This is a genomic window from Shimia sagamensis (assembly GCF_900182745.1).
GTDB classification, from domain to species: domain Bacteria; phylum Pseudomonadota; class Alphaproteobacteria; order Rhodobacterales; family Rhodobacteraceae; genus Shimia; species Shimia sagamensis.
This window is the reverse complement of record NZ_FXTY01000006.1, coordinates 153,254-176,633: the sequence shown is the minus strand read 5'-3', so window position 1 is coordinate 176,633 and position 23,380 is coordinate 153,254. Positions and strand designations below refer to the sequence as shown.

The 23,380-nt window shown below is 57.3% G+C and carries 18 protein-coding genes and 1 pseudogene; 9 read left to right on the top strand and 10 right to left on the bottom strand.

The window, feature by feature from the left end; genetic code table 11:
• Positions 1-96: 96 nt before the first annotated feature.
• The 4 genes from ccrA to QOL67_RS16185 all read left to right on the top strand — a co-directional run bounded on the left by ccrA (position 97) and on the right by QOL67_RS16185 (position 4,784).
• A complete protein-coding gene (ccrA, locus tag QOL67_RS16200) occupies positions 97-1,383 on the top strand; it encodes a crotonyl-CoA carboxylase/reductase (protein WP_283427019.1) in 1,287 nt (428 codons plus the stop codon).
• A 269-nt stretch (positions 1,384-1,652) separates the two neighbouring features.
• On the top strand, positions 1,653-2,351 hold the full coding sequence (locus QOL67_RS16195; RefSeq protein ID WP_283427018.1) for a substrate-binding periplasmic protein: 699 nt from the start codon (positions 1,653-1,655) through the stop codon (positions 2,349-2,351).
• Positions 2,352-2,526: 175 nt separating this feature from the next.
• Positions 2,527-4,059: an ATP-dependent DNA helicase gene (locus tag QOL67_RS16190; RefSeq protein ID WP_283427017.1), complete on the top strand. Its 1,533-nt coding sequence runs from the start codon at positions 2,527-2,529 to the stop codon at positions 4,057-4,059.
• Positions 4,056-4,784: an SDR family oxidoreductase gene (locus QOL67_RS16185; RefSeq protein ID WP_283427016.1), complete on the top strand. Its 729-nt coding sequence runs from the start codon at positions 4,056-4,058 to the stop codon at positions 4,782-4,784. Before QOL67_RS16190 ends, QOL67_RS16185 begins: the two co-directional genes overlap by 4 nt.
• A gap of 113 nt (positions 4,785-4,897) precedes the next feature.
• Here QOL67_RS16185 and QOL67_RS16180 read toward each other — a convergent pair whose 3' ends face one another.
• The 3 genes from QOL67_RS16180 to QOL67_RS16170 all read right to left on the bottom strand — a co-directional run bounded on the left by QOL67_RS16180 (position 4,898) and on the right by QOL67_RS16170 (position 9,096).
• Positions 4,898-6,790: a PhoX family protein gene (locus QOL67_RS16180; RefSeq protein WP_283427015.1), complete on the bottom strand. Its 1,893-nt coding sequence runs from the start codon at positions 6,788-6,790 to the stop codon at positions 4,898-4,900.
• A gap of 101 nt (positions 6,791-6,891) precedes the next feature.
• Entirely contained in the window at positions 6,892-7,377 is a 486-nt protein-coding gene (locus QOL67_RS16175) for a VOC family protein (protein ID WP_283427014.1), read from the bottom strand.
• A gap of 225 nt (positions 7,378-7,602) precedes the next feature.
• Complete coding sequence (locus QOL67_RS16170; protein ID WP_283427013.1) at positions 7,603-9,096, bottom strand: BCCT family transporter; 1,494 nt, start codon at positions 9,094-9,096, stop codon at positions 7,603-7,605.
• 257 nt (positions 9,097-9,353) lie between these two features.
• Between QOL67_RS16170 and QOL67_RS16165 the strand changes: the two genes are divergently transcribed.
• Positions 9,354-9,914, top strand: a complete 561-nt coding sequence (locus QOL67_RS16165; protein WP_283427012.1) for a GNAT family N-acetyltransferase — start codon at positions 9,354-9,356, stop codon at positions 9,912-9,914.
• 630 nt (positions 9,915-10,544) lie between these two features.
• On the opposite strand, the pseudogene QOL67_RS16160 reads toward QOL67_RS16165, so the two are convergent.
• Together QOL67_RS16160 and trpS are read right to left on the bottom strand one after the other, a co-directional pair.
• Positions 10,545-11,388: pseudogene (locus QOL67_RS16160) on the bottom strand (IS1/IS1595 family N-terminal zinc-binding domain-containing protein).
• Between the two features lie 162 nt (positions 11,389-11,550).
• On the bottom strand, positions 11,551-12,588 hold the full coding sequence (gene trpS, locus QOL67_RS16155) for a tryptophan--tRNA ligase (protein WP_283427011.1): 1,038 nt from the start codon (positions 12,586-12,588) through the stop codon (positions 11,551-11,553).
• An 87-nt stretch (positions 12,589-12,675) separates the two neighbouring features.
• Between trpS and QOL67_RS16150 the strand changes: the two genes are divergently transcribed.
• Positions 12,676-13,362 carry a rhomboid family intramembrane serine protease gene (locus tag QOL67_RS16150; protein ID WP_283427010.1) on the top strand — a complete coding sequence of 229 codons (687 nt, stop codon included), beginning with the start codon at positions 12,676-12,678 and terminating at the stop codon, positions 13,360-13,362.
• A gap of 11 nt (positions 13,363-13,373) precedes the next feature.
• On the opposite strand, the gene QOL67_RS16145 is transcribed toward QOL67_RS16150, so the two are convergent.
• From QOL67_RS16145 to QOL67_RS16130, 4 genes are all read right to left on the bottom strand, one after another.
• Positions 13,374-13,919: an HdeD family acid-resistance protein gene (locus QOL67_RS16145; RefSeq protein WP_283427009.1), complete on the bottom strand. Its 546-nt coding sequence runs from the start codon at positions 13,917-13,919 to the stop codon at positions 13,374-13,376.
• Between the two features lie 95 nt (positions 13,920-14,014).
• Positions 14,015-15,556, bottom strand: coding sequence for a murein biosynthesis integral membrane protein MurJ (gene murJ, locus QOL67_RS16140; RefSeq protein ID WP_283427008.1), 1,542 nt, complete (start codon positions 15,554-15,556; stop codon positions 14,015-14,017).
• On the bottom strand, positions 15,553-18,366 hold the full coding sequence (locus tag QOL67_RS16135; RefSeq protein ID WP_430458961.1) for a [protein-PII] uridylyltransferase: 2,814 nt from the start codon (positions 18,364-18,366) through the stop codon (positions 15,553-15,555). The genes murJ and QOL67_RS16135 overlap by 4 nt, the downstream gene beginning before the upstream one ends.
• Positions 18,326-19,498 carry a penicillin-binding protein activator gene (locus QOL67_RS16130; protein ID WP_283427007.1) on the bottom strand — a complete coding sequence of 391 codons (1,173 nt, stop codon included), beginning with the start codon at positions 19,496-19,498 and terminating at the stop codon, positions 18,326-18,328. Before QOL67_RS16130 ends, QOL67_RS16135 begins: the two co-directional genes overlap by 41 nt.
• Before the next feature lie 93 nt (positions 19,499-19,591).
• On the opposite strand from QOL67_RS16130, the gene rsmI reads away from it, so the two are divergent.
• From rsmI to gshB, 3 genes are all read left to right on the top strand, one after another.
• Positions 19,592-20,452: a 16S rRNA (cytidine(1402)-2'-O)-methyltransferase gene (gene rsmI / locus QOL67_RS16125; protein ID WP_283427006.1), complete on the top strand. Its 861-nt coding sequence runs from the start codon at positions 19,592-19,594 to the stop codon at positions 20,450-20,452.
• Between the two features lie 28 nt (positions 20,453-20,480).
• On the top strand, positions 20,481-20,852 hold the full coding sequence (locus tag QOL67_RS16120; RefSeq protein WP_283427005.1) for a YraN family protein: 372 nt from the start codon (positions 20,481-20,483) through the stop codon (positions 20,850-20,852).
• Between the two features lie 71 nt (positions 20,853-20,923).
• Positions 20,924-21,859 (top strand): glutathione synthase, encoded by a 936-nt coding sequence (gshB, locus tag QOL67_RS16115; protein WP_283427004.1) that lies wholly within the window; start codon positions 20,924-20,926, stop codon positions 21,857-21,859.
• Here gshB and QOL67_RS16110 read toward each other — a convergent pair.
• On the bottom strand, positions 21,856-23,370 hold the full coding sequence (locus tag QOL67_RS16110; RefSeq protein ID WP_283427003.1) for a YifB family Mg chelatase-like AAA ATPase: 1,515 nt from the start codon (positions 23,368-23,370) through the stop codon (positions 21,856-21,858). The genes gshB and QOL67_RS16110 overlap by 4 nt on opposite strands.
• Positions 23,371-23,380: the final 10 nt, after the last annotated feature.

Genomic DNA, 23,380 nt, shown 5'->3' with positions numbered 1-23,380 from the left:
GGACCCATGAAGGTTGCAATGTTACTCCTCCATCAATATCACGGTGGCAGGAACGCGATTCTGCATCGCGGCGAAACGACCAATCAGGAGGCGAAAATGGCTCTGGATACAGACAACGGCATTGCGACCTACGACGCACCACAAAAAGATCTTTATGAAGTGGGTGAATTGCCCCCGATGGGCTATGTGCCCAAGCAGATGTACGCATGGGCGATCCGCCGCGACCGCCAGGGTGAGCCCGACAAGGCGATGCTTCAAGAAGTTGTCGATGTGCCAACGCTCGACAGCCACGAAGTGCTGGTTTTGGTGATGGCCGCGGGCGTGAACTACAATGGCGTTTGGGCTGGCCTCGGTGTGCCGGTCTCCATGTTTGACGTGCACAAGCAGCCGTACCACATTGCAGGTTCCGATGCGGCCGGCATCGTTTGGGCCATTGGTGACAAGGTGAAGCGCTGGAAAGTGGGCGACGAAGTTGTGATCCACTGCAACCAGGATGACGGCGACGACGAGCACTGCAACGGCGGTGACCCGATGTTCTCCGACAGCCAGCGCATCTGGGGTTATGAAACCCCTGACGGATCGTTCTCTCAGTTCACCCGTGTGCAGGCGCAGCAGTTGATGCCACGTCCAAAACACCTGACCTGGGAAGAGAGCGCGTGCTACACGCTGACACTGGCAACCGCGTATCGGATGCTGTTTGGCCACGAGCCACACGATCTGAAGCCGGGCCAGAACGTTCTGGTTTGGGGCGCGTCTGGTGGGCTGGGCTCTTACGCGATCCAGCTGATCAACACCGCCGGTGCCAACGCGATTGGCGTGATTTCGGACGAGAGCAAACGTGACTTTGTCATGGGGCTCGGCGCGAAAGGTGTGATCAACCGCAATGATTTCAACTGCTGGGGGCAACTCCCGACAGTGAACACGCCAGAGTACAATGATTGGCTGAAAGAAGCGCGCAAGTTTGGCAAGGCGATCTGGGAGATCACCGGCAAAGGCATAAACGTGGATATGGTGTTTGAGCACCCCGGTCAGGCGACTTTCCCGGTGTCTACGCTTGTGGTGAAAAAAGGCGGCATGGTTGTGATCTGCGCCGGCACGTCTGGGTTCAACTGCACCTTCGACGTGCGCTACATGTGGATGCACCAGAAGCGTCTGCAGGGCTCCCACTTTGCCCATCTGAAGCAGGCTGCGGCCGCAAACCAGCTGATGGTGGAGCGACGTCTGGACCCCTGTATGTCTGAGGTGTTCCCATGGGCGGAGCTGCCAGACGCGCATATGAAGATGCTGCGCAACGAACACAAGCCGGGCAACATGTCGGTGCTGGTGCAGGCGCCAAAAACCGGCCTGCGCACGCTGGAAGATGTGATCGACGCAAGCAAGTAACATTTACGGATTGGTCAAACGGTTTCCCCCGTTTTCCTCCTCAGCCCCCGGAGCCTTTTGGTTTCGGGGGTCTTTTTTTGACGTGCTTATAGGCACGTGATGTATTCATAGCTTCACTTGAGTTGTCTGTTCTATGTTAGGCGCAATGTTACGCGCAGGGTCTTGCCCTCACCTTTTGGTCACTCAAATCATTTCTTGTTTCATCATTTCATTTTTTAGAAAGAACTCCCGCTTAGGCCTTTGGATTAGTCTTTTAGCGGAGTGTCAAAATGAACATCAAAACCACCCTTACGGCGTGTGCAATTTCTGTTGCAGCCGCAACGTCTTCTATGGCCGAGACCCTTACTTTTGCGGCGGGCGAATGGGCGCCTTACATCGGCTCAGAGCTGCCGGAAAATGGCCTGCATACTCAGCGTGTACGCGAAGTCATGAAGTCAGCGGGCTATGACATTGAGCTTGAGTACATGCCATGGAAGCGATCCTTCGAGATGACGAAGAAAGGCGACTATGTCGCGACATTTTCCTGGTCACGCACAGACGAGCGCGTTGATGAGTTCTACTATCCAGAGGTGCCTGTGGACGGACAGACAGATGTGATTTTTTACAGCCGCGCTAAGTACCCAGACGGCCTGAATGTGACCTCAATTGACGATATTCAAGCACAGGGCCTCTCTGTTATTGGCTATGCGGGGTATTGGTATGAAGCGGAATATCAAAAGCGCGGGATGGACATGCGGACCGTGACTTCAGCGGAAAGTGCTTGGAAGATGCTGCACTCTGGTCGCGCAGATGTACTGATTGAAAATCGCGTCGTTGGTGAGTTGTCTCTAAAAGAGGTTCTCGGTGATGCAGCGGGGGACATTCACAAGGCAGCCGAGGTGCGTTCTGCGCCAGTCTATGTGCTGTTTTCTCGCCAGCATCCAGATGGCGAAGCCTTGCGGGATGCTTGGGACGCCCACGCGAAGTAAGTTGACGCGCTAGAACTATGAGTGCCTCCGGCTCAACGGCCGGAGGTTTTGCCTTGATTGCTCGAAACTGGCTTCCTTGTGCGGTAGGACGATGCTCGGCGGCCGCAGCTTGATTCACAGCCGAATTCAGCGAAACCCGCTGGCCCCCAATCGCTGCCCATTATAGGGTCGCGCCATGAGCAGCACATCCGTTACATTCAGCCACGATCAGGCCGAGGCCTTTGACAATATCTCCGCCCTGCTCAAGGGGCTGGGGGTGGATTTGGACGAGGGTCTGTTGACGCCTGCGACCGAAGGCAAGCAGGCAATTGCCGCGGTGACCGGCAAGGCTGGGTCGGGCAAAACCTTGTTGCTGGCGGAGATGGTGAAAGCATTGGAAGGCGCGGGCGTGGACATTGTCTCCGGTGACTATGAAGGCAAGCGTAAGAAAGACCACCGTACGCTGGCCATTCTGGCCCCCACCAACAAAGCGGCAAGCGTGTTGCGGATGCGCGGTGTGCCTGCGACCACCATTCACCGGATTATCTACACGCCGGTGTATGATCCGGAATATGAGAAGATCGCCGAGTGGCTGGCTGAAAAAGGCGAGAAACCGGAGATTGAGGGGCTGACCGATGAGGCGCTGGATCGGGCACATGCGTTTTATCAGCTGCACAAATCCATTCCCGGCGCTTTGGCGGCGGCTGGGTTGCGGGGCAGTGATTTTATCACTGGTTGGAAGCGGCGGGATGATCCGTTGGACATCGGGTTTATCGACGAAAGCTCGATGCTGGATGACAAGCAGTTTGAGGATTTGAAAGAGATTTTCAGCACGTTGGTGCTGTTTGGGGATCCAGCACAATTGGCGCCGGTGAACCAGTCGGGCGCGATGGTGTTTGATAAGCTGCCCGCGCCTGCGGTGTACAATCTGGAGCGCATTCACCGGCAAGATGCGGACAATCCGATTTTGGATTTGGCCCATGCGCTGGCTGATCCGCAGCTGGAATTCCATGATTTTGAAAGCATGGTTGCGCAGACCGCTCAGAAAGATGATCGGGTTGTTTATGCGAGCCGTGTGGAAGTTGATTTGATGGCGCGGTCGCCGGTTTTGGTGTGGCGCAATGCGACGCGTATCCGGCTGATCAATGCGTTTCGGCAGGTGCATGGCGCGCCGGAAGATGCGTTGATGGAAGGTGAGCCGCTGATCTGTGACGGGATTGAGCTGCCGATGAAACACCGCAAGAAGCGGTTGGATCTGGAGGCGCGCGGCCTGATCAAAGGCGCGCAGGTGATTTACCTCGGGCCGGGGCGCAAGCCGGGATTCTCACGGCTGCATGTGATGGGCGCGGAAGATCCGCGCGTGTCTGCTGCGTCGATTGTGAAGATTGAGATGCCGGATGAGGAAGAGCCGTTTATCCCTTATGCGGCACGTATGGGCGCGACGTTCCTGCATGGGGCGGCAGTGACCATTCACAAGGCGCAGGGGTCGCAGTGGGAAAACGTGCAGGTGTTTGCGCCTGACCTGTTTGTGGCGGCGCGGATGAACCGCTCGGAAGCGGGGCAACCGTTGTGGAAACGGCTCGCCTATGTGGCGATTACGCGGGCGAGTGAGCGGCTTTATTGGGTGGTGCGCAACCGGTTGGCAAAACCCACTGGGCCGTTGGACGTGAGTGATTTGACGGTGGCGCCAGCGCCGCTGGAGTTGATGGCGCAGGAGGAAAATGCGTGAAGAGCATCATTGTGACCGGCGCGAGCCAAGGGATTGGCAAGGCCACCGCCGTGGCGTTTTTGGAAGCCGGTTGGCGGGTTGGCGTGTTGGCACGCAGCGCAGAGAAGCTACAAGCTATTGCGGATGAGCATGTAAACGCGGTGCCTTTGGTGGCGGACGTGACCGATGCGGCGGCTATGGAGAGTGCTTTTGCCCGGTTTGTGGCGCGGGCAGAGCGGCTGGACGCATTGTTCAACAATGCCGGTATGTTTGGGCCGGCTGGATCGATTGATGAGATCGATCTTGGCGGGTTTGATCAGGTGCTAGACGTGAACGTGCGTGGCATGTTTATTGCGGCAAAGCTGGCTTATGCGCAGATGCGGCGTCAGGTGCCGCAGGGCGGGCGGATCATCAACAACGGGTCACTGAGCGCGCATGTGCCACGTGAGGGCTCGGTGTGTTACACGCTCACAAAACATGCGGTGACGGGGCTGACACGGACGTTGTCTTTGGACGGGCGGCCGTATGATATTGCCTGTGGTCAGATCGACATTGGCAATGCAGAGACCGATATGGTTGCAGATCTGAACGCGCGATTGCAGGCTGAGGGCAAACCCGCCAATCCGACAATGGATGTGCAGGATGCGGCGCGCTCGGTGTTGCACATGGCCGAGATGCCGCTCAATGCCAATGTGCAGTTCATGACAGTGATGGCGACCAAGATGCCTTACATCGGGCGTGGTTAAGCACCTTGCGCCAAAAGGAAAGCCCTCGACCAGGGGGCGGTCAAGGGCCAATAGATTGGTGCTAAAAAGCGGGATGCAAAAAGGTATTTGGGTAGTCAGAATGTGCGTCGTCGTTATCCAATGAGGCCGCCGTCTGTGCGCCGTACCGCGAAAACACCAGACCGTGGCACAGAGGTGCCGCCATCCGGGAAGTGGGAGTTGCCTTTTTCGCCCGGGTGCTGAATGCCGACAAACATGGTGCGGCGATCCGGGGACCAGCAAACGCCGGTGACTTCACATTCTTTGGGACCAACCAAGAAGCGGCGGATTTCACCGGTCACGGTGTCGCCCGCAAGCATCTGGTTGTTGCCCATGCCCGCAAAGTCACCTTTGTTAGAATATTTGCCGTCGGTCTGGATCCACAACAGGCCGGTGTCGTCAAAGGCCATGCCGTCCGGTGAGTTGAACATATTGCCCGCATTGATGTTCTCGCTGCCTGCATAGGCATCATCATGCACATCCGGGTTGCCAGCCAGCGCGAAGAGGTTCCAGCTAAACCCGTTTGCGCTGTGGTCTTCGTTGTCCGGCATCCAGCGGGCGATTTGGCCGTAATTGTTGTGGTCACGCGGATTTGGGCCGTTTGCGGAAGTGTCGTCGCCCCCCGCATTTGGCTTTTTGCCCCGGTTCTTGTTGTTGGTGAGCGCAACATAGGCTTCTGCCTTGGTTGGGTTCACCGCCACCCATTCTGGGCGGTCCATCGTGGTCGCGCCAACGTGGGACGCGGCCTGACGGGTGTGGATGCGGATCTCTGCGTCGGACATGCCGGTGGTTTCGGGCGTCAGGGCCAGCCATTCGCCGCGCATGTCATCGAAGAACTTGGCCACAAACAGGTCGCCGCTTTCCAATAGATCGCTGTTGTCGCCGGTGGCGGAGTAGGTGCAGTGGGAGACAAATTTGTAGAGGAATTCGCCGCGCTCATCGTCACCGAGGTAAACCACTGCTTTGCCGTTGGGTGCCAGTACAACAGCCGCGTTTTCGTGTTTGAAGCGGCCCAGAGCGGTGCGCTTTTTGGGCGTGGAGGTTGGGTTAAATGGATCGATTTCAACCACATAGCCCGCGCGGTTGGGTTCATTTGGGTTTTTGGAGACGTCAAAGCGATCATCCACTTTGGCCCAGCCATAGCCCCAGTCTTTGGAAGACACACCGTAGCGCTTGAGTTCTGTGGAGACTTCGTGGGCTTCGTCCGCAGCGGAGAAGTAGCCGTTGAAGTTTTCTTCGCAGGTCAGATAGGTGCCCCACGGAGTTTCGCCGTTGCCGCAGTTGTTCCAGGTGCCGCGGGTCTTGGTGCCGGCTGGATCGGCGTCGGTTTTCAAGAGGTCATGGCCTGCGGCAGGGCCGGTCAGGTCCATGTCTGTTTGCGGTGTGATGCGGCGGTTTAGGTCGCTGTCGAGTACAACCTGCCATTTGCCGCTCTCGTCACGCGCAACTTCAAAGACAGAGATGCCGTGGGCGTTCATGCCTTTCTGAACGTCGTCCTCTGTGACCCACCGACGGTCCGGGTTGTTGCCCCAGAGGATCTTGCGGTTGGTGTACTCGTTGTTGATGGCCATGACGGTGCGGCCATCTTTGGTGAAGATCGACATGCCGTCGTTGTTGTCACCAAAGGCGCGGGCCTGAGACGCGGCGGTGCCACGGGTGGCTTCGTCAAAGGTTGGCGCGTCGGCGAAAAGCGGATCACCCCAGGTCACTACCTGGTCCCATTCAAAGCCTTCGGGCACGGTGATGGTGTCTTCGGTGTTGGCTGCAACGGCGGCAAATCCGAAGCGGTCGGCGGGGCCTTCTGCCAGGGCTTTGCAGGGCATAGCGGTGGTTCCAACAAGGAACGACCCAAGACCAAAGGTCATCACACCCCCAAGAAAGCCTCGGCGGGACAAGGCGGTTTCTACAACTTGGTCAAAATCGGTTTCTTCAGCGCGTGGCGAAATCAGCTCGTCAATTTCGTCAAAGGAAAGATCGTCGTGGGACATGCCTGACTCCTGAGGCTTGGATCATTGGTGATGTCCAAGTTAGGAGGCGGTGGATTCAGATTCGTGACAAGTCGTTTGCAGTTTTGTGACAACCTCAGACCTCAAGCGACACCTGATAGCAGATCATCCAACTGGAGAGGGCGGCTGTACATTTGCAGGCTGCCATCGTCGTGGCGCGGCCACTCAGCGGTATGGCGGTCGCGGTAGAGCTCTACGCCGTTGCCATCGGGGTCGTTGAAGTAGATGGCTTCAGACACACCATGGTCAGATGCGCCCAGAACGGGGAAGCCAGCGTCGATGACACGTTGCACAGCGGTGGCGAGGTCCGCGCGGGATGGGTAGAGGATCGCGGTGTGAAATAGGCCGGTGTGATGTTCGGGGGCTGGCGTGCCGCCTTTGCTGCGCCATGTGTTGAGGCCGATGTGATGGTGATAGCCATCGGCGCCAAGAAAGGCTGCGTCATTGCCGAGGCGGCTTTGCACTTCAAACCCCAAAACGTTGGAATAGAACGTTATGGCACGATCGAGGTCGGCTACTTTCAAGTGCACATGGCCAATGCGCGCGGAGGGGGCGTAAGGCGCAGTCATAAGAGGTCTCCTTTGTTGGGAACAAAGGTAGGCGCGTGTTTGCGGGCTGAAAACTTGCGATTTGGCGCGGAGCATGTGCGCAGGCGCGCAGATTGGTGGGATCGAGTGTGCCAAAGACGGCTTTGTGTTCCATATCCTATGGGTCTGGTCGAACGCTCAGCCAAATCAGGAAACCGATGTAGGCAAAAACAGAGACATTGAGCATCGTGTCGATGAGTGAACCGCTCATGTGTGCTCCTCTCGCTGCAAAGACCGGAACAGGCATACAACGAGAACCGGTACAATAAAGACAAAGGCAATAGCAGACAGTGCAATGATCGACCGCACCAATGCGATGTCACCGACCAATACCATCGCCAGACCCAATGCGGCCAGGATCGCGCCCCAAATCGTGCGAATTCTGGGGGAGGGGTTTTCGTCACCCCCGGTGCCTATCATCGCCAATGTGAATCCAGCACTTACTACGCTGGTCACCACAAACAAAAAGGCGGCGGTGATCGTCGCAACGTGGGTGATCCGGCTGACAGGGAATTTGTCCAGCAGCGCAAATGTGGTGGCATCCAGATTTGCGCGATTGATGGCAGACAGCGCGCCTTCGCTACGCAGGGCGTCGAAGAACCCCAAGCCGCCAAAAATGCCGAACCAGAGCACGGAAAACAAGGTTGGTGCCGCGATTACCCCGACAAGAAACTCGCGGATGGTTCGTCCACGGGAAATACGGGCGATAAAAATGCCGACAAATGGGGACCAAGCCAGCCACCAAATCATGTAATTGAGCGTCCACCCCTGAAACCAATCAACGATTTCGCCATCAAAAAATTCCGCAGTGGAAAATCCTGCGGGGAGGACGTTGAACAGATATCTTCCAAAACCGGAGACAATACCGTTCATTAGGTAGGAGGTTGGTCCTGCAATCAGCAAATACACCATAAGGCCGATCGCAATGAGCATTGCTGCGTTTGACAGCTTGGCCATGCCGTCTCCCAGATCGCGCCGGAGCGGAATGACAAAGGCCACACACATGGTGAGAAACACTGGATATGTCAGCGCGGTGGCGTCGTTCACGCCAAGTAAGCCCGCAACACCAGTTTGAATTTGGAACACCCCCATCGCCAAAGAGCCGGACAAACCCACCGCGATGGCGACAATGGCCATCAAGTCAAACAGCCACGCCAGCAGACGAACCCAGCCGACCTCGCCCAGAGTGTCAATCAACGGCGCGCTGAGCAAAAGAGGGCGGCCGCGGCGGTAGGCAAAATAGGCAATTATTAGCCCAACTACGCCGTAGATTGCCCATGCGTGAAATCCCCAATTCAGGTAGGTCACAAACAGAGCGTAGCCGGCGGCTTCTGGGGGGCGGGAATACCTGCGAAGTTCATCGAAGTGGGTCAGTGGCTCAGCAGCCCCGTAGAACAACAATCCGATGCCCATGCCAGCGGCAAACAACATTGCGACCCAGGCTGGTGTGGAAAATTCAGGCGCGGCATCATCGGGACCGAGCCGAATATTTCCAAAGCGGGAAAACGCGAGAAAAATTGCGACAAACAACAGGCCGCTTGCCTCCAGCATGATAAACCAGCCACGGCTGCCAAACTGTAAGTGCACCGCTGCCGCCGCAAGATCGCCCAGCCCTTTGGGATCGATGATCCCCCAAAGTGCGATCATCGCGCTTATGAACAAGGCAGAGATCAGCAGGAGGTTTGTGGATTTTCCAGGCATTGATGCGATCACTTTCTTAAGCCAAGCACAGGGAAACCTGCAACGGTTTGCACACTCACAGGCTAACCCTAAGTACGTATGCTTCTCAAGCGGTTGGTTCCGTTGGCGAGGTTCTGTCGGCGCCTTGCACCTCACACCTCTGATTTGATCCTCTGCCAGACTAATTCTTGCTTTGCTTTGGAGTTGCTGCCTGATGCCGCTAGGATTTAGAGTGCCCCGACCTGATGAAACGGACGTCGGGAAGAAAAGGTAGGTAGATGAAAACAAGCAGTTTGGTACCGGTTCTGGAAACGGAGCGCCTGGTTCTGCGAGGGCATAGGCTCGCGGACTTTGAGGACAGTGCGGCGATGTGGGCGGACCCTAAAGTTGTGGCGCATATCTCTGGTGTGCCGTCGACCGCGGCAGAGTCGTGGTCGCGGGTGCTGCGGTACATCGGGCACTGGCAGGCGCTGGGCTATGGCTATTGGGTGATTGAGAGCAAGATCGACGGCGCGTTCTTAGGAGAAGCCGGATTGGCGGATTATCATCGAGACACACAGCCCAGTGTGCATGGTAAACCAGAAGCCGGTTGGGCGTTGAAGACTTCTGCACAGGGGCAAGGGCTGGCGACGGAGGCTGTGACGGCGGTGATGGACTGGGCGGACAAGGCCCTTTCATCAGAGTTTCCGATGGCCTGCGCGATTTTTGATCCGGCGCATGCAGGCTCTGTTCGGGTTGCGGAGAAGATTGGGTTTGGCAATCCGGTGATGGGCTCGTTTAAGGGGCACAAGGCGCTTTTTTTGGAGCGTGCGTTGGGGACGCTCTTAAAGGGCAAATAAAGAAAAAGTGTCTGCACAGCGTGTTGGTTCAGTGTTGCGTGCACTGGAGGTAGTAGAGTTTATCAATTGATTTCGCACAATATATTCAGCCTCTACTCGGGAGGGCCAATTTGTGACAATGTCTGCGTCTGCGCGAACGACTACCCATGATGACTTGAATGCCATCGTGAAAATGCAGGGCGCATTATCGGGTATTCGAACGCCATACGCCTCCAGCCCCGCGTTGCTTTGACAGCACACGATTGGATTACAGCTACCAGAGATGGGTCCGGGATTACCCATAATCCGGCCGGCAGTTGGCTTTACGTTTGCCGCATGCTTCTTACGGCTGGAGCGGGCCACCAATCACTGGCCCGGGAACTCTCTCCTTTGCTGGTATCTTTGAAGGCTCTGGTTGTGAAAGTTGGCTTAGACGGTGTTGCCATTGCACTACCCTTTCCGGGCAAGCGCGAGCGTTCAGGAACTACTGAATTTAGAAGCAGGCCTTTGAAGAGGGCGCCAAAGATTCTGGGCAACCCAATCTGTCTGGAGCAATGGACCCATCTGCATCTATCAACGTTGCTCTGTCCGACGGATTCAATCATCAGATCGCTCTTCCCAACTACGTTGGAACATCAAAGCACTTTGCGCTTATGGTTTGGCGCAATCCAGCAAGCGGCTAAGTGCACAATCTACTGCCATATTCGCACGAGCAAAAAACCAATCCACATTGCCGTCGAGATATTTCTTGGCTGGCCCTTTAAAGGGCCGCAGGAAGGCCTTTAAGCGCGAATGCAAAGCGTTCACGTTTTGTATGTGAAGGCTCTGCTGGAATTTGCGAGTGCCGGGTTTGGTGCCGAGCACGAAATGCGAGAGGCCAGTTGCCTTGGCAAACTTGGCATACGCAGAAAAACCATCTGAATAGAGCGCTGCATCTGCTCAGCCCGCGCTTTTTCAGCGTGCCGGTCAGCTTGTATTCATACCAGCTCAGGCGCGGCAGTTTGGGGTTGTTGGCTGGGTCGAACTCGTGTCGCACCCATTCACGGCTGCCCTTCCGGCATTCTTGGACGAAAGTCTCATCCACTTCGACGATTCCGGAGCGTGGCGTGACGGATTGCGAGAACACCTGCAGGATGGTTTTTTGCCACCGCCATGTTGTGTCTTTGGTGATGCCAAATCTTCGGGCCAGTTGCCGGACGGAGCTGGGGTGGCCGCGGTGAGCATGTCCTCCTGCACCTTGTAGAATTGATCAATCCGTTGCAAATGCGCGATTGAACCACCTGAAAGTCTTGCCGTATTGGTTGCAACGATCGCGCTGTGCGCCAGTGCGTGTGCGACCCCATTTCAGCTTGTTCGGGAATTGGCAGTGCGGACAGCAGGCCTCTCTGCTTTGAGTGTCAATCGCAGTCTTCTCAGCGTTGTTCGCAGCCATTTCCTAGACCGACTGAAGGAGCGCTGCCGCTTGATCAGAAGTAGGGCCGCGAAGGCCTTTCATAATTTGTCTCAGGATTTCATTTGCATAGTGCCTCTGATGTGTCGTTCAGAGGCGATATTGGCCTATTCCTTCATATCGGAACCAACCAACACACTATGCAGGCATCGCCAATAAAAAGCCCCGCCAGTGGCGGGGCTGATTGATTGCAGTGGTGTGGAAGGCTTAGGCGCCGACCATACCAACGATCTCGTAGGTCTTTTTCAGGATCGGCGCAGCGATTTCGCGGGCCTGACTTGCACCATGGGCGAGGATCTTGTCGATCTCGTCCTGGTGCTCCATCAAGCGGGCCATTTCGGTGCTGATCGGAGACAATTTTGAAACCGCGAGGTCAGACAGCATTGGCTTGAACTCGGAGAATTGCTTGCCTCCCACGTCTGCCAGAACTTGTTCCACCGTCAGGCCGGACAGGCCAGCATAGATGTTGACCAGGTTGCGGGCCTCTGGACGCTCTTCCAGACCTTTGGCCTCGGACGGCAGGGCTTCCGGGTCGGTTTTGGCCTTGCGGATTTTCTTGGCGATGGTGTCCGCGTCGTCGGTCATGTTGATGCGCGACGCATCAGATGGGTCGGATTTGGACATCTTTTTGGTGCCATCGCGGAAGGACATCACACGGGTGGCTGCGCCCTCGATCACCGGTTCGGTGATGGGGAAGAAGTCCACGCCGTAGTCGTGGTTGAACTTGGTCGCGACGTCGCGGGTCAGCTCGAGGTGCTGTTTCTGATCCTCGCCCACCGGAACGTGCGTGGCATGGTAAATCAGAATGTCCGCAGCCATAAGAGCCGGGTAGGCAAACAGGCCCAGCGAGGCGTTTTGGGAGTTTTTACCGGCTTTGTCTTTCCATTGGGTCATGCGCTGCATCCAACCCATGCGGGCGACGCAGTTGAAGATCCATGCCAGTTGGGCATGTTCTGGCGCGGCGGATTGATTGAACAGGATCGATTTTTTCGGATCGATGCCTGCAGCAATGAAACCTGCGCAGAGTTCGCGGGTGGCGCGTTGCAGCTTGGCAGGGTCTTGCCAGACTGTGATGGCATGCAGGTCAACCATGCAGAACACGGTCTCATGGGTGCCGGCCTCTTGCATGTCGACAAAGCGCTTCATCGCGCCGAGGTAATTGCCCAGCGTCAGGCCGCCCGAGGGTTGAATCCCGGAAAAGACGCGTGGGGTAAAGGTGGAGGACGTTTGGACCGCCTCGTTCATTGGAAATACTCCATCTGGATTTGTTAGCCTGCTTGGCTTATCTCCGAGGTCAAACACCGTCAAGCAGGACGGGTAAGGAGAACAGGCATGTCCCACCCAGATGATCAAAGCCCCGTGAACCCGTTGCCGCCGGTGGTGACGGCGTTATTCCTGTTGCTGGTTGGTGTTGAAGCGGCGCTCTGGCTCGGCTCCAAAGGCATCCTAGGCGGGCCGACGGCGGTGGGTTGGCGGCTGGACGCCATTCAGCGCTATGCGTTTTCGTCGGATATCTTTGATTGGATGGTGATCAACGGACAGTATCCGTTGGAACATATGATCCGCTTTGTGAGCTACCTGTTTGTGCATTACAGCTTCACCCATGCGCTGTTTGGCGGCGTTCTGCTGTTGGCAATGGGCAAGATGGTGGGAGAGGTGTTTTCCGGCTGGGCCACTCTGGTGATCTTTGTGCTGTCTGGCGTTGTGGGTGCATTGGGCTATGCGCTGATATTGGATGTGTCCACACCTTTGCTGGGCAGCTACCCTGGCGTTTACGGCCTCATTGGTGCGTTTACGTTCTTGCTGTGGACCAGTTTGGGGGCCGTGGGCGAACCACAAGTTCGCGCGTTCTCGCTGATTGGCATGTTGGTGGCCATTCAGTTGGGCTTTAGCCTAGTTTTTGGGGGCGGTCCGGATTGGGTGGCCGATGTGATCGGCTTTGGCGCAGGGTTTTTGATGTCCTTTGCACTGATCCCCGGAGGGTGGCAGCGGATCCGCGAAAAGATCCGCCGCCAGTAGAAATGGCCTGATTAGGCCGCTTCCTCTTGGTCTGCTTCAGCGTTGTTCAGATTGCGCACGGCAAAGGCCAGTGCGATGGCGCTGATGCCGTTGGAGAGAAGCTCAATAGCCAGCAAAACTCCGAGCAGAACTGCGGCGGATTGCGGGAAATTGTTGAGCACCATCAGGCCGAGGACCACGGAGATCAGGCCAGAGAGCAACAATGCCCACCGCGCGCTGCCTTCGAAGTTTGAAAAGCCAAACACGCCTTTGAAAACACCGGACACCAGAAACAGGATGCCTGCGGCGAAAGTCAGAGACAGCAGGCCCTGAAGTGGTTGCGCGATGATATGTACACCAATCACCATGGCCAGAAGGCCAAGGATGACCCCGGCAATTTTGGCGCCGGTGGACGGCGCGCTAAAGGATGCGAAGGCCTGAACAGCGCCCAAGAAAAGAAAGCTCCAGCCCGCAAACACGGTTGCAGTCATGGAGGCTGCGAAAGGGTTGGCCAATGCCAGAACACCCAAGACCACGGCCAAGAGGCCGACGATCATCATTACGATCCAATTATTCATGTCTCACTCCCGAGATTTAAGAATGCCTTAGGTTAATGGCACTTATGGGGGGGGGAGCAACTTGTTTCTGAGTCTATTTGTCGGTTTGTGTCCGCTCAACCACGGCGGGCAGCGGCTTTTAACACGCCTGGCGTATAGGCACCGATCAGGCGGCCGACGCCAAAATAGACAGCTGTTCCCAATGACAGCAGGATCAGCAAAGCCATGTAGCGCCAGCCGGGCAGGCTAAACCAAGGGACCAGAATGACCCAGGTGATCCAGAGTGTTCCCCCCATAGCCGCAGACGCCACGCAGATGCGCCAAAGACGTTTGCGCAGGCGGGTGTCAAACTTGGCAACGGTGCCGTACTCACGCGCGCCAAAGCCAAGCTGAGCCACCATAATCCAAGCTGCAACAGTGGCGGCAATGGCCGGGGCCATCCATTGAATGTAGGGCGCGAGGCCAAAAGCCAGAGCCGCATTCACCACCATGGCCCAGACTGCAAATCGGAACGGGCGTTTGGTGTCTTCGCGGGCAAAATAGAGCGGTTGCAGCAGTTTTTGCAGCACAAACGCGGGCAGGCCAATTGCGTAAATCGCCAGGGCAACCGAGATTGCGGCGACGTCATCTGAGCCGGTGGCACCGCGCTCATAGAGTACCGAAACTATGGGCAAAGGGATGATCAAGAACGCGACGGCGCAGGGGATGGTCAGGAACATCGCAAACTCGCTGGCGCGGGAAAAGGCGTTCTGCGCCCCAGTTTGGTCGTCCGCTTTCAGACGGCGTGAGAGGTCGGGTAGGAGCACTATGCCGATGGCAATGCCAATCACGCCCAGAGGCAACTGGTACAGGCGGTCAGCGGCATAAAGCCAGCTCACCGCGCCTTCGGTGTTGGAGGCCACGATTTGTCCCACCACCAGATTGATTTGCATGACACCGGAGGCCAGAGCCGCGGGCACCGCCACGCGCACCATGCGGGCCATGTCAGGCGTCCATTTGGGCAGGCGCAGGGAGATGTGCAAACCTGCACGGCGGGTGGCAGTCCAAACCAGCCCCAGTTGTGCGACACCTGCCACTGGGATGGTCCATATCAGCCAAGTGATGACAGGACCGCCGGAGAGGTGGCCCAAAATCAGCGCCGGAATGATCAGGATGTTGAGCAGCACGGGGGCCGCAGCAGCGGCGGCAAAGCGCCCTGTGGCATTGAGCACGCCGGAAAACAGCGCGGCCAAGGACATGAAGAAGATGTAGGGGAAGACAATCCGGCCATAGCCAACAGTCAGATCAAAGCGTTCATCCCCGGCAAAACCTTCGGCCGTGAGCCAGACCAGCGCGGGCATGAAGATCATACCGAGGGCTGTTAGGGTCATGACGGCGGCAAACAAGAGGCTGAGCGCTTCGCTGGCAAAATGTTCTGCGTCGTCGTCGCCTTCGAGTTTTTTGGAGAACATTGGCACAAAGGCGGCATTAAACGCGCCTTCGGCAAAAAAACGGCGAAACATGTTGGGCAGTCGGAAAGCGGCCACAAAAGCGTCCAACAACGGGCCGGGACCAATGAAGCTCAGCAACAGGATTTCACGCACAAAGCCGAGAACGCGGCTCAGGAGGGTCCAGAAGCCGACGGTCAGAAAGCCGCGCATCAGGCGGATCGGCTTCATGCTTTGGCCCTTTCAGCGCCTTGCAGTATGGCTTCACGCAGCTTTCTCTCCAACGCCTTTTGTTTACTTTCGGCGTGGAACTTCAGACCAAACATGTCTTTGACGTAGAAGGTGTCGACGACTTGTTCGCCAAAAGTCGCGATCACCGCGGAGGCGATGTATACGTTGGTGTTGGCCAAGGCGCGGGTGAGATCAAACAGCAGACCAGGTCGGTCACGGGTGTCGACTTCGATGATCGTGTAGATTTCGGAGCCCTCGTTATCAAACAGGATGGTGGTTGGGACTTTGAACGCCCGTTCCCGTTTTTTGATGACGTCGCGGGACTTGATCGCGTCGGTGGTGACCACCTCTCCGGCTAGGGTGCGTTCGATCATTTTGCGCAGGCGCGGCAGGCGGGAGGCCTCATAGGGCGCGTCCTCGGAATCCTGTATCCAGAAGGCGGCGGTGGCGTAACCATCTTTGGACGTGAAGGTACGGGCGTCGACGATGTTGGCGCCAACAAGCGCCAGCGCGCCGCACATGCGCGAGAAGATGCCGGGATGATCCGCCATGGCAAAGCACACGCGGGTGGCGTCCCGGTCTTCGTCTGGGTGCAGGTCGATGCGGATTTCGTCGTCTGGAATGTCGCGCAGAAGCTCAGCAAAAACTTTGTGCGCGGTGATGTGCAGGCCTTGCCAGTACGGTTTGTAGTGGCGAGCGGTCTCTTTCTTGAGGTCTTTGGTTGGCCAATCAGCCAACTCTTCACGCAGGAGCTTTTTGGCTTTGGTACCGCGATTTTCGCGGGTGAGGGATTCCATGCCGTCCTCAAGCACCAGTTTGGTCTGGCCGTAGAGCGCACGGATCAGCACGGCTTTCCAGTTGTTCCAAGTATTGGGGCCAACGCCGCGAATGTCGCAAACTGTCAGGATGGTCAGTAAGTTGAGGCGATCCACGGTTTGTACGGCCTTGGCAAAGTCGCGCACGGTGCGGGGATCGGCGATGTCGCGTTTTTGCGCCATGTCGGACATCAGCAGGTGATAGCGTACCAGCCATTCCACCGTTTCGCTGTCGGCTTTGTTCAAGCCCAGGTTAGGCGCCACCTTGCGGGCAATTCGGGCGCCCAAAATCGAGTGGTCAATGTCGCGTCCTTTGCCAATGTCATGCAGCAGCATGGCGACCATCAACACCTTGCGGTTGATGCCGCTGGAGGCCAGGATTTCGGAGCTGAGCGGGAGCTCGTCCTCAAGATCCTTACGCTCGATGTCCATGAAGTTGGAGATCACCTGAATGGTGTGCTCATCCACCGTATAGGAGTGATACATGTTGAACTGCATCATCGCCACGATAGGCTCAAACTCAGGGATGAAAGCTGCGAGCACTCCCAATTCGTTCATACGGCGCAGCGCGCGCTCGGGGTTGCCGTGTTTGAGCAGCAGATCGAGGAACAGGCGGCGCGCTTCTTTGTTGGCGCGGAAATCTTCGTCAATCAAATGCAAGTTTGCGGTGACCAAACGCATGGCATCCGGGTGGATCAACATGCCGGTGCGCAGACCCTCTTCAAACAGGCGCAGCAGGTTCAGCGGATCGGAGAGGAATACTTGTTCATCGGCCACGTCCAGGCGGTTGTGCACCATTTTGTAGCCTGGTTTCATACGGGGGCGGCGACGGAATATGCGCTCGAGAAGTGGTTCGGCCTTGGCGTGGTTGGCCTCCAGCTTGGTCAACAGGATGCGGGTCAAATCGCCCACAGCTGTGGCCTGGCGGAAGAATTCCTGCATGAAGTGTTCGACTGCGCGACGGCCGCCTTTGTCGCTGTAGCCTATCTGATCCGCAATTTCGACTTGTACGTCAAAGGTCAGCTGCTCCATGGGGCGACCGGCGGTCAGATGCAGATGACCACGCACCGCCCAGAGGAAGTTTTCGGCTTCAATAAACCGTTCCAGCTCGTCCTGAGCCAAGACCTCTTTCTCAACAAGCTCAGAAACTTCCGAGACGTGATAGACGTACTTGGCAATCCAGAAGAGAGATTGCAGATCACGCAGGCCACCTTTGCCTTCTTTCACGTTGGGCTCAACAACGTAGCGCTGGCCTTGTTTATTGTGGCGCTCGTCCCGTTCGTTGAGCTTTGCTTCGATGAACTCCTGCTCGGTGCCTTTGAACAATTCGTCCTCAAGGCGGGAGGTGAGTTCCTCGTCCAGTGGCTCGTGGCCGCGCAGGAACCGGTTCTCCAACAATGCAGTGCGAATGGTGAAGTCTTCCCGGCCCAAGCGCAGGCAGTCTTTCACTGTGCGAGAGCTATGCCCAACTTTCAGACGTAAATCCCAAAGCAGGTAAAGCATGGATTCAATCACGCTCTCCGCCCACGGTGTGATCTTGTATGGCGTCAGAAATAGCAGGTCGACATCTGACTGAGGCGCCATTTCACCACGGCCATAGCCGCCCACGGCAAAGAGCGCGATGCGCTCTGCTTCGGTAGGGGTGGCCAAAGGATAGAACCTGACGGTGGCGACATGGAAAGCACAGCTGACCAGGCAATCTGTCAGCCATGTGTAGGATCGTGTCATCGCGCGGGCCGCGCGGGGCTGCTCACGGAAAGAGGCCGCGATCTGCGCCATGGCAGCCTTGCGACGGGCCATAAGCAGCGGGACCACTTCTTTGCGCAGCTCACTTTCTTTGCCGCCCTTTTTAAGGATTTCAGCAAGCTCGGCGGTGACTTCCGCGCAATTGAAGATGTTGTCAGCAGAGCAGATCAGCCCCGCGCTGGGCGGGGCTGGAAAGATGTCGCCAGCTTTAGCTGCCAGCGCCTCCAAATCGGGATGGGGCAGGGTCAATGATTACCACCTTTTTGTCGCGGATTGTGGCCACGGCCAGCCCACGTTCGTTTGTACCGTCTGTGCGCAGGCGGAAGATGCCGTTCACACCCTGAAAACCCGCACCTTGTGTCAATGCGCCTGTGGTCAGTGCATCAGATTTGCCTTGTTTGACCAGAGCGCCGATTGCCGCAATGCCGTCATACGCCAGGCCGCCAATGGAATGCGGCAGGCCGCCGTAGGTTTGCGCATAGCGGGTCTGGAACTGGTTGGTCAGGGTGGGATCAGGCATCGTGTACCAGCCACCCTGCACACCGGGCAATTCCAAGGTTTGAGCAGGGACGTCCCAACGGGTCAAACCCATGTATTGAATGGTCGCCGGGCTGAGGCCAGCTTCGGGAAGCAACTGCGTCAGCAGCGGAAGCGCTCCGGACGTATTTGCCGTCAGGAACAGCGTGTCCGCGCTGTTTTGCTCTGCGTTCAGCTTGATTTGGCTGACGGCGGCAATCACACCTTCTTGGGAAAATTCATATCCCACGGCACCTGCGTTGTTCGCGCCTTTGCGCGTGATGGCGTTGGCAATTGCGGTGTTGCCGAGCAAACCCGCTGAATTGTTGGCATGCACTGTCATGATGTTGCCTTTGCCTTGGCTATTGGCAAACGCAACCAGACGGTCTGCGGTGTTGTCAAATGTTGGGCCAAGCACAAACAGGTTGCCGCCAGCAATCGTGGTGTTGTTTGAGAATGAGAGCACATTGACATTTCGGGACGCCACAGCTTTGGCAGCGGCGTTGGCGGCTTCGCCAAATACCGGACCAAGAATGATCTTTGCCCCTTCATCCACAGCCTGGATGGCGGAAGCTTGTGCAGTGCTTGGGTCTCCAGCTGTTGGGTAGACGCGCAGGTCAATTTTCACTCCGCCGAGGTCGGCAATTGCCAGTTTGGCGGCATTTTCAAGGCTTTGTGCAAGAAGCGCGTCACCCGAGTTGCTGGACCCTTTGGGCACCAGAAGCGCGACAGGCACGGGCGCAGAGGCATCAATTTTTGGACCGGAGTTTCCGGTGCTTTCAACACAAGAGATTAGCGCCAGCGTGGACAGCCCTGCGACCGCCCCTTTCACAAAGCGGTGGGCGGGTTTAAGAAAAGACAACATAGGTAAGCTCCACTCCCGTTGGGGTCACGCCCGTGATTGAGGTCCGGCCGCGTTGCTGCCGAATAATAAACGAGTGAAAAGGCGGGTCCAGCTATGAATCACCAGACCGTGAAATTGCAGCCCGGTTTGTACTTTGTCGCCACACCAATTGGCAGTGCGCGTGACATCACCTTGCGGGCGTTGGATGTTCTCGCCAGCGCAGATGTGATTGCGGCGGAAGATACACGGTCGATGAAGAAACTCCTTGAAATACACGGGGTCCCGCTGAATGGGCGACATGTTTTGTCGTATCACGATCATTCGGGAGAAGGCGCGCGAGGCAAGCTGTTGAGCTATCTGGAGGCTGGAAAATCGGTGGCTTATGCCTCCGAGGCGGGCACGCCGTTGATTGCCGATCCGGGCTATCATTTGTCACTTGCTGCGGCCGAAGCTGGGCATTTGGTGACCAGCGCTCCCGGGCCCAGTGCGATCATCACGGCTTTGTCGCTGGCAGGATTGCCGACGGATTCGTTTTTCTTTGCCGGATTTCTTCCCAATGCCAAGAAAGCACGGCAAACGGCCTTGGAAGCTGTGCGCGAAGTGCCGGGGACGTTGGTTTTTTACGAATCGCCGAAACGTGTGATGGCGATGGTGGCTGATGCCGCGGAGGTTCTGGGCGGCGGACGCAAAGCTGCTGTGGCGCGGGAGTTGACCAAGAAGTTTGAAGAAGTGCTGCGGGGAACGTTGGACGAGTTGGCAGCGGAGTTGCCAGAACGGACAATCAAGGGTGAGATTGTTGTGTTGATTGATCGGCAGCGGGGCGAGGCTGCCAGTGAAGAAGACATCGAGACCGCGCTGAGAGAGGCTTTGGATTCGTTGTCGGTGCGCGATGCCTCGGATGCCATTGCCAAGGCCTATGGCATCAACCGGCGTAAAGTGTACCAATTGGCGTTGAAGCTGCAAAAGGCGGGGTAGCCTGCCGGAGGTGGGGCAGAGGTTTGGTATGAGTGACACGCGCAAAGTAGACACCGGGCGCAGCAATTATCTGGCTGGGCAGGCCGCCGAGGACATGGTGCTGCGGCACTATGAGGCGAAAGGTCTGTCGCTGGCCAAAGCGCGCTGGCGGGGCAAAGCGGGTGAAGTTGATCTGATCCTGCGCGATGGTGACGAGTTGGTGTTTGTCGAAGTGAAACACAGTCGTAGTTTTGACAGTGCGGTGGTGCGGTTGCTTCCTAAGCAAGTGCAAAGGTTGATGAAGGCTGCTGAGGAGTTTGCCGGTGGGGAGCCCAAAGGCCTATTGACCGAGATGCGATTTGATGTGGCTTTGGTGAACGGGCAGGGAGAGGTTCACATCCTTGAGAATGCGCTTTGGTAAGATCAGCCTCCCCATTGCAAGCGGGGGTGGCATGGGCCATGTAAGTGCGAACGTATTATCAGGGTGCGCACATGAAAATCGCCTTTCAAATGGATCCGATCACCTCGGTCGACATCAACGCAGACAGCTCTTTCCGCATCGCCGAAGAGGCGCAGGCGCGGGGGCACGAGTTGTTTTTCTATTCGCCCGATCATCTGGCCTACGAAGAAGGCGAGATCACCGCGCGGGGCCATTCCATGGTGGTGCGCCGTGAGCAGGGCAATCATGTAGACCTGGGGCTGTTTGAACGCGTGAACCTGAAAGATTTTGACGTGGTTTGGCTGCGTCAGGACCCGCCATTTGACATGCACTACATCACCAGCACGCATTTGCTGGACCGTTTGGCGCCGGACACGTTGGTGGTGAATGACCCGTTCTGGGTGCGCAACTACCCTGAAAAGCTGTTGGTGCTGGATTTCCCAGACCTGACACCACCAACCACAATTGCCCGCGATCTGGAAACCATCAAGGAATTCAAAGCCAAGCACGGCGATGTGATTTTGAAACCGCTCTACGGCAATGGTGGTGCGGGTGTGTTCCGCCTGGATGCCAATGACCGCAACCTGACCTCGCTGCATGAGCTCTTCACCGGCTTCAGCCGTGAACCGCTGATTGTGCAGAAATTCCTGCCGGATGTGAGCAACGGCGACAAGCGGGTGATCCTAGTGAACGGTGAGCCGGTTGGCGCGATCAACCGCGTGCCTGCGGCTGGGGAGACGCGGTCCAACATGCATGTGGGCGGACGTCCGGAGAAGATTGGGCTGACGGAGCGTGATCTGGAGATCTGTGCCGCGATTGGGCCGTTGCTGCGTGAAAAGGGGCAGGTTTTTGTTGGGATCGACGTGATTGGCGACTACCTGACAGAGATCAACGTGACCTCGCCCACCGGCATTCAGGAGCTGGAGCGGTTTGATGGGGTGAACATTGCCGAGAAAATCTGGGAAGCGATTGAAGGCAAGCTGGCTTAAACCTCTTGTGAGGTGGACAGGCGGAAGCTGATGGCTTCTGCCAGATGAGGGCGGCGGATTTGCTCGGCGCCCTCGAGGTCCGCGATGGTGCGGGCCACGCGCAAGACGCGGTGATAGCCACGCGCGGTCAGGCCAAAGCGTTCTGCCACTTGGGACAGCAAGGCGCGGCCTTCGGCATCTGGTGTGGCAATCTCTTCCAGAGCTTGGCCTTGGGCGTCGGCGTTCACGCGGATGCCTTCGTGGGTTTCGAACCTTTCCGTTTGCAGTGCGCGGGCGGCGGCCACACGTTGGGCGACTTGTTCTGATGTGTCGCCATCGTTGGGCAGGTCGAGGTCTCGAAAAGCAACCGGCGGGACTTCTATGCGCAAATCAAGGCGATCCATAAGTGGGCCGGAGAGGCGACCAAGGTAGTCTTGGCCACACTCAGGCACGCGGGCGCAGGCTTGAGACGGATCATACATGTGGCCACAGCGGCAGGGATTGGCGGCGGCGATCAGCATGAATTTGCAGGGATACGTCACATGGGCATTTGCCCGTGCGATCATGACCTGGCCGGTTTCAATAGGTTGGCGCAGGGTTTCTAGCACGGGGCGGGAGAACTCTGGCATTTCGTCCATGAACAACACGCCGTTGTGGGCGAGTGAGATTTCGCCGGGTTGGGCGCGGCGACCTCCACCAACGATGGCGGCCATCGATGCAGAATGATGGGGTTCGCGAAACGGGCGTGCACGGGAGATGCCACCTTGGTCTAGAATACCGGCAACTGAGTGGATCATTGAGGTTTCCAAGGCTTCGGTGGGGCTCATTGGGGGGAGGATGGTGGGCAGGCGGGCGGCCAACATGGATTTTCCGGAACCGGGAGAGCCCACCATAAACAGGTGATGGCGTCCGGCGGCTGCGATTTCCAAAGCACGTTTGGCGCGTTCCTGGCCTTTCACATCCCGCAGGTCGAGGGAGCTGGTCTCGCTTTGCACCTCGCCGGGTTGTGAGGGCGCAAGAGGGGATTGTCCAGTGTAGTGGCGCACAACGTCAGCCAGAGAGGCCGCACCAATCACTTGCGTGGCGGCGACCCAGGCGGCCTCGGGGCTGCTGACGGCGGGGCAGAGCAACATACGGTCGTCTTCGGCCGCACTCATCGCGGCGGGTAAGGCACCTGTGACGCCTACGAGGGAGCCATCAAGGGAGAGTTCGCCAAGGCTCACAGTGCTTTCTGATGCATCTTCAGGAATGATGCCGAGCGCGGCGAGCAGAGCCACGGCGATGGGCAGGTCAAAGTGACTGCCTTCTTTGGGCAGATCTGCGGGCGACAGGTTGATGGTGATGCGTTTGGAGGGCAGGGCGATTGCCATGGAAGCGAGCGCGGCGCGGATGCGGTCCCGAGCTTCGGAGACGGCTTTGTCAGGCAGGCCGACAATGGCAAAGGCCGGGAGGCCGGGCGCCAATGCGCATTGGACCTCAACCTGATGCGCCTCAACGCCTTCAAACGCCACGGTGTACGCCCGTGCGACCATGGCAAAAACC

Excerpts from the sequence above, each read along its gene's own strand:
- ccrA (WP_283427019.1), top strand. The coding sequence starts at position 97 with ATGGCTCTGGATACAGACAACGGCATTGCGACCTACGACGCACCACAA.
- QOL67_RS16195 (WP_283427018.1), top strand. The coding sequence starts at position 1,653 with ATGAACATCAAAACCACCCTTACGGCGTGTGCAATTTCTGTTGCAGCC.
- QOL67_RS16190 (WP_283427017.1), top strand. The coding sequence starts at position 2,527 with ATGAGCAGCACATCCGTTACATTCAGCCACGATCAGGCCGAGGCCTTT.
- QOL67_RS16180 (WP_283427015.1), bottom strand. The coding sequence starts at position 6,790 with ATGTCCCACGACGATCTTTCCTTTGACGAAATTGACGAGCTGATTTCG.
- QOL67_RS16175 (WP_283427014.1), bottom strand. The coding sequence starts at position 7,377 with ATGACTGCGCCTTACGCCCCCTCCGCGCGCATTGGCCATGTGCACTTG.
- QOL67_RS16170 (WP_283427013.1), bottom strand. The coding sequence starts at position 9,096 with ATGCCTGGAAAATCCACAAACCTCCTGCTGATCTCTGCCTTGTTCATA.
- QOL67_RS16165 (WP_283427012.1), top strand. The coding sequence starts at position 9,354 with ATGAAAACAAGCAGTTTGGTACCGGTTCTGGAAACGGAGCGCCTGGTT.
- trpS (WP_283427011.1), bottom strand. The coding sequence starts at position 12,588 with ATGAACGAGGCGGTCCAAACGTCCTCCACCTTTACCCCACGCGTCTTT.
- QOL67_RS16150 (WP_283427010.1), top strand. The coding sequence starts at position 12,676 with ATGTCCCACCCAGATGATCAAAGCCCCGTGAACCCGTTGCCGCCGGTG.
- QOL67_RS16145 (WP_283427009.1), bottom strand. The coding sequence starts at position 13,919 with ATGAATAATTGGATCGTAATGATGATCGTCGGCCTCTTGGCCGTGGTC.
- murJ (WP_283427008.1), bottom strand. The coding sequence starts at position 15,556 with ATGAAGCCGATCCGCCTGATGCGCGGCTTTCTGACCGTCGGCTTCTGG.
- QOL67_RS16130 (WP_283427007.1), bottom strand. The coding sequence starts at position 19,498 with ATGTTGTCTTTTCTTAAACCCGCCCACCGCTTTGTGAAAGGGGCGGTC.
- rsmI (WP_283427006.1), top strand. The coding sequence starts at position 19,592 with ATGAATCACCAGACCGTGAAATTGCAGCCCGGTTTGTACTTTGTCGCC.
- QOL67_RS16120 (WP_283427005.1), top strand. The coding sequence starts at position 20,481 with ATGAGTGACACGCGCAAAGTAGACACCGGGCGCAGCAATTATCTGGCT.
- gshB (WP_283427004.1), top strand. The coding sequence starts at position 20,924 with ATGAAAATCGCCTTTCAAATGGATCCGATCACCTCGGTCGACATCAAC.
- QOL67_RS16110 (WP_283427003.1), bottom strand. The coding sequence starts at position 23,370 with ATGGTCGCACGGGCGTACACCGTGGCGTTTGAAGGCGTTGAGGCGCAT.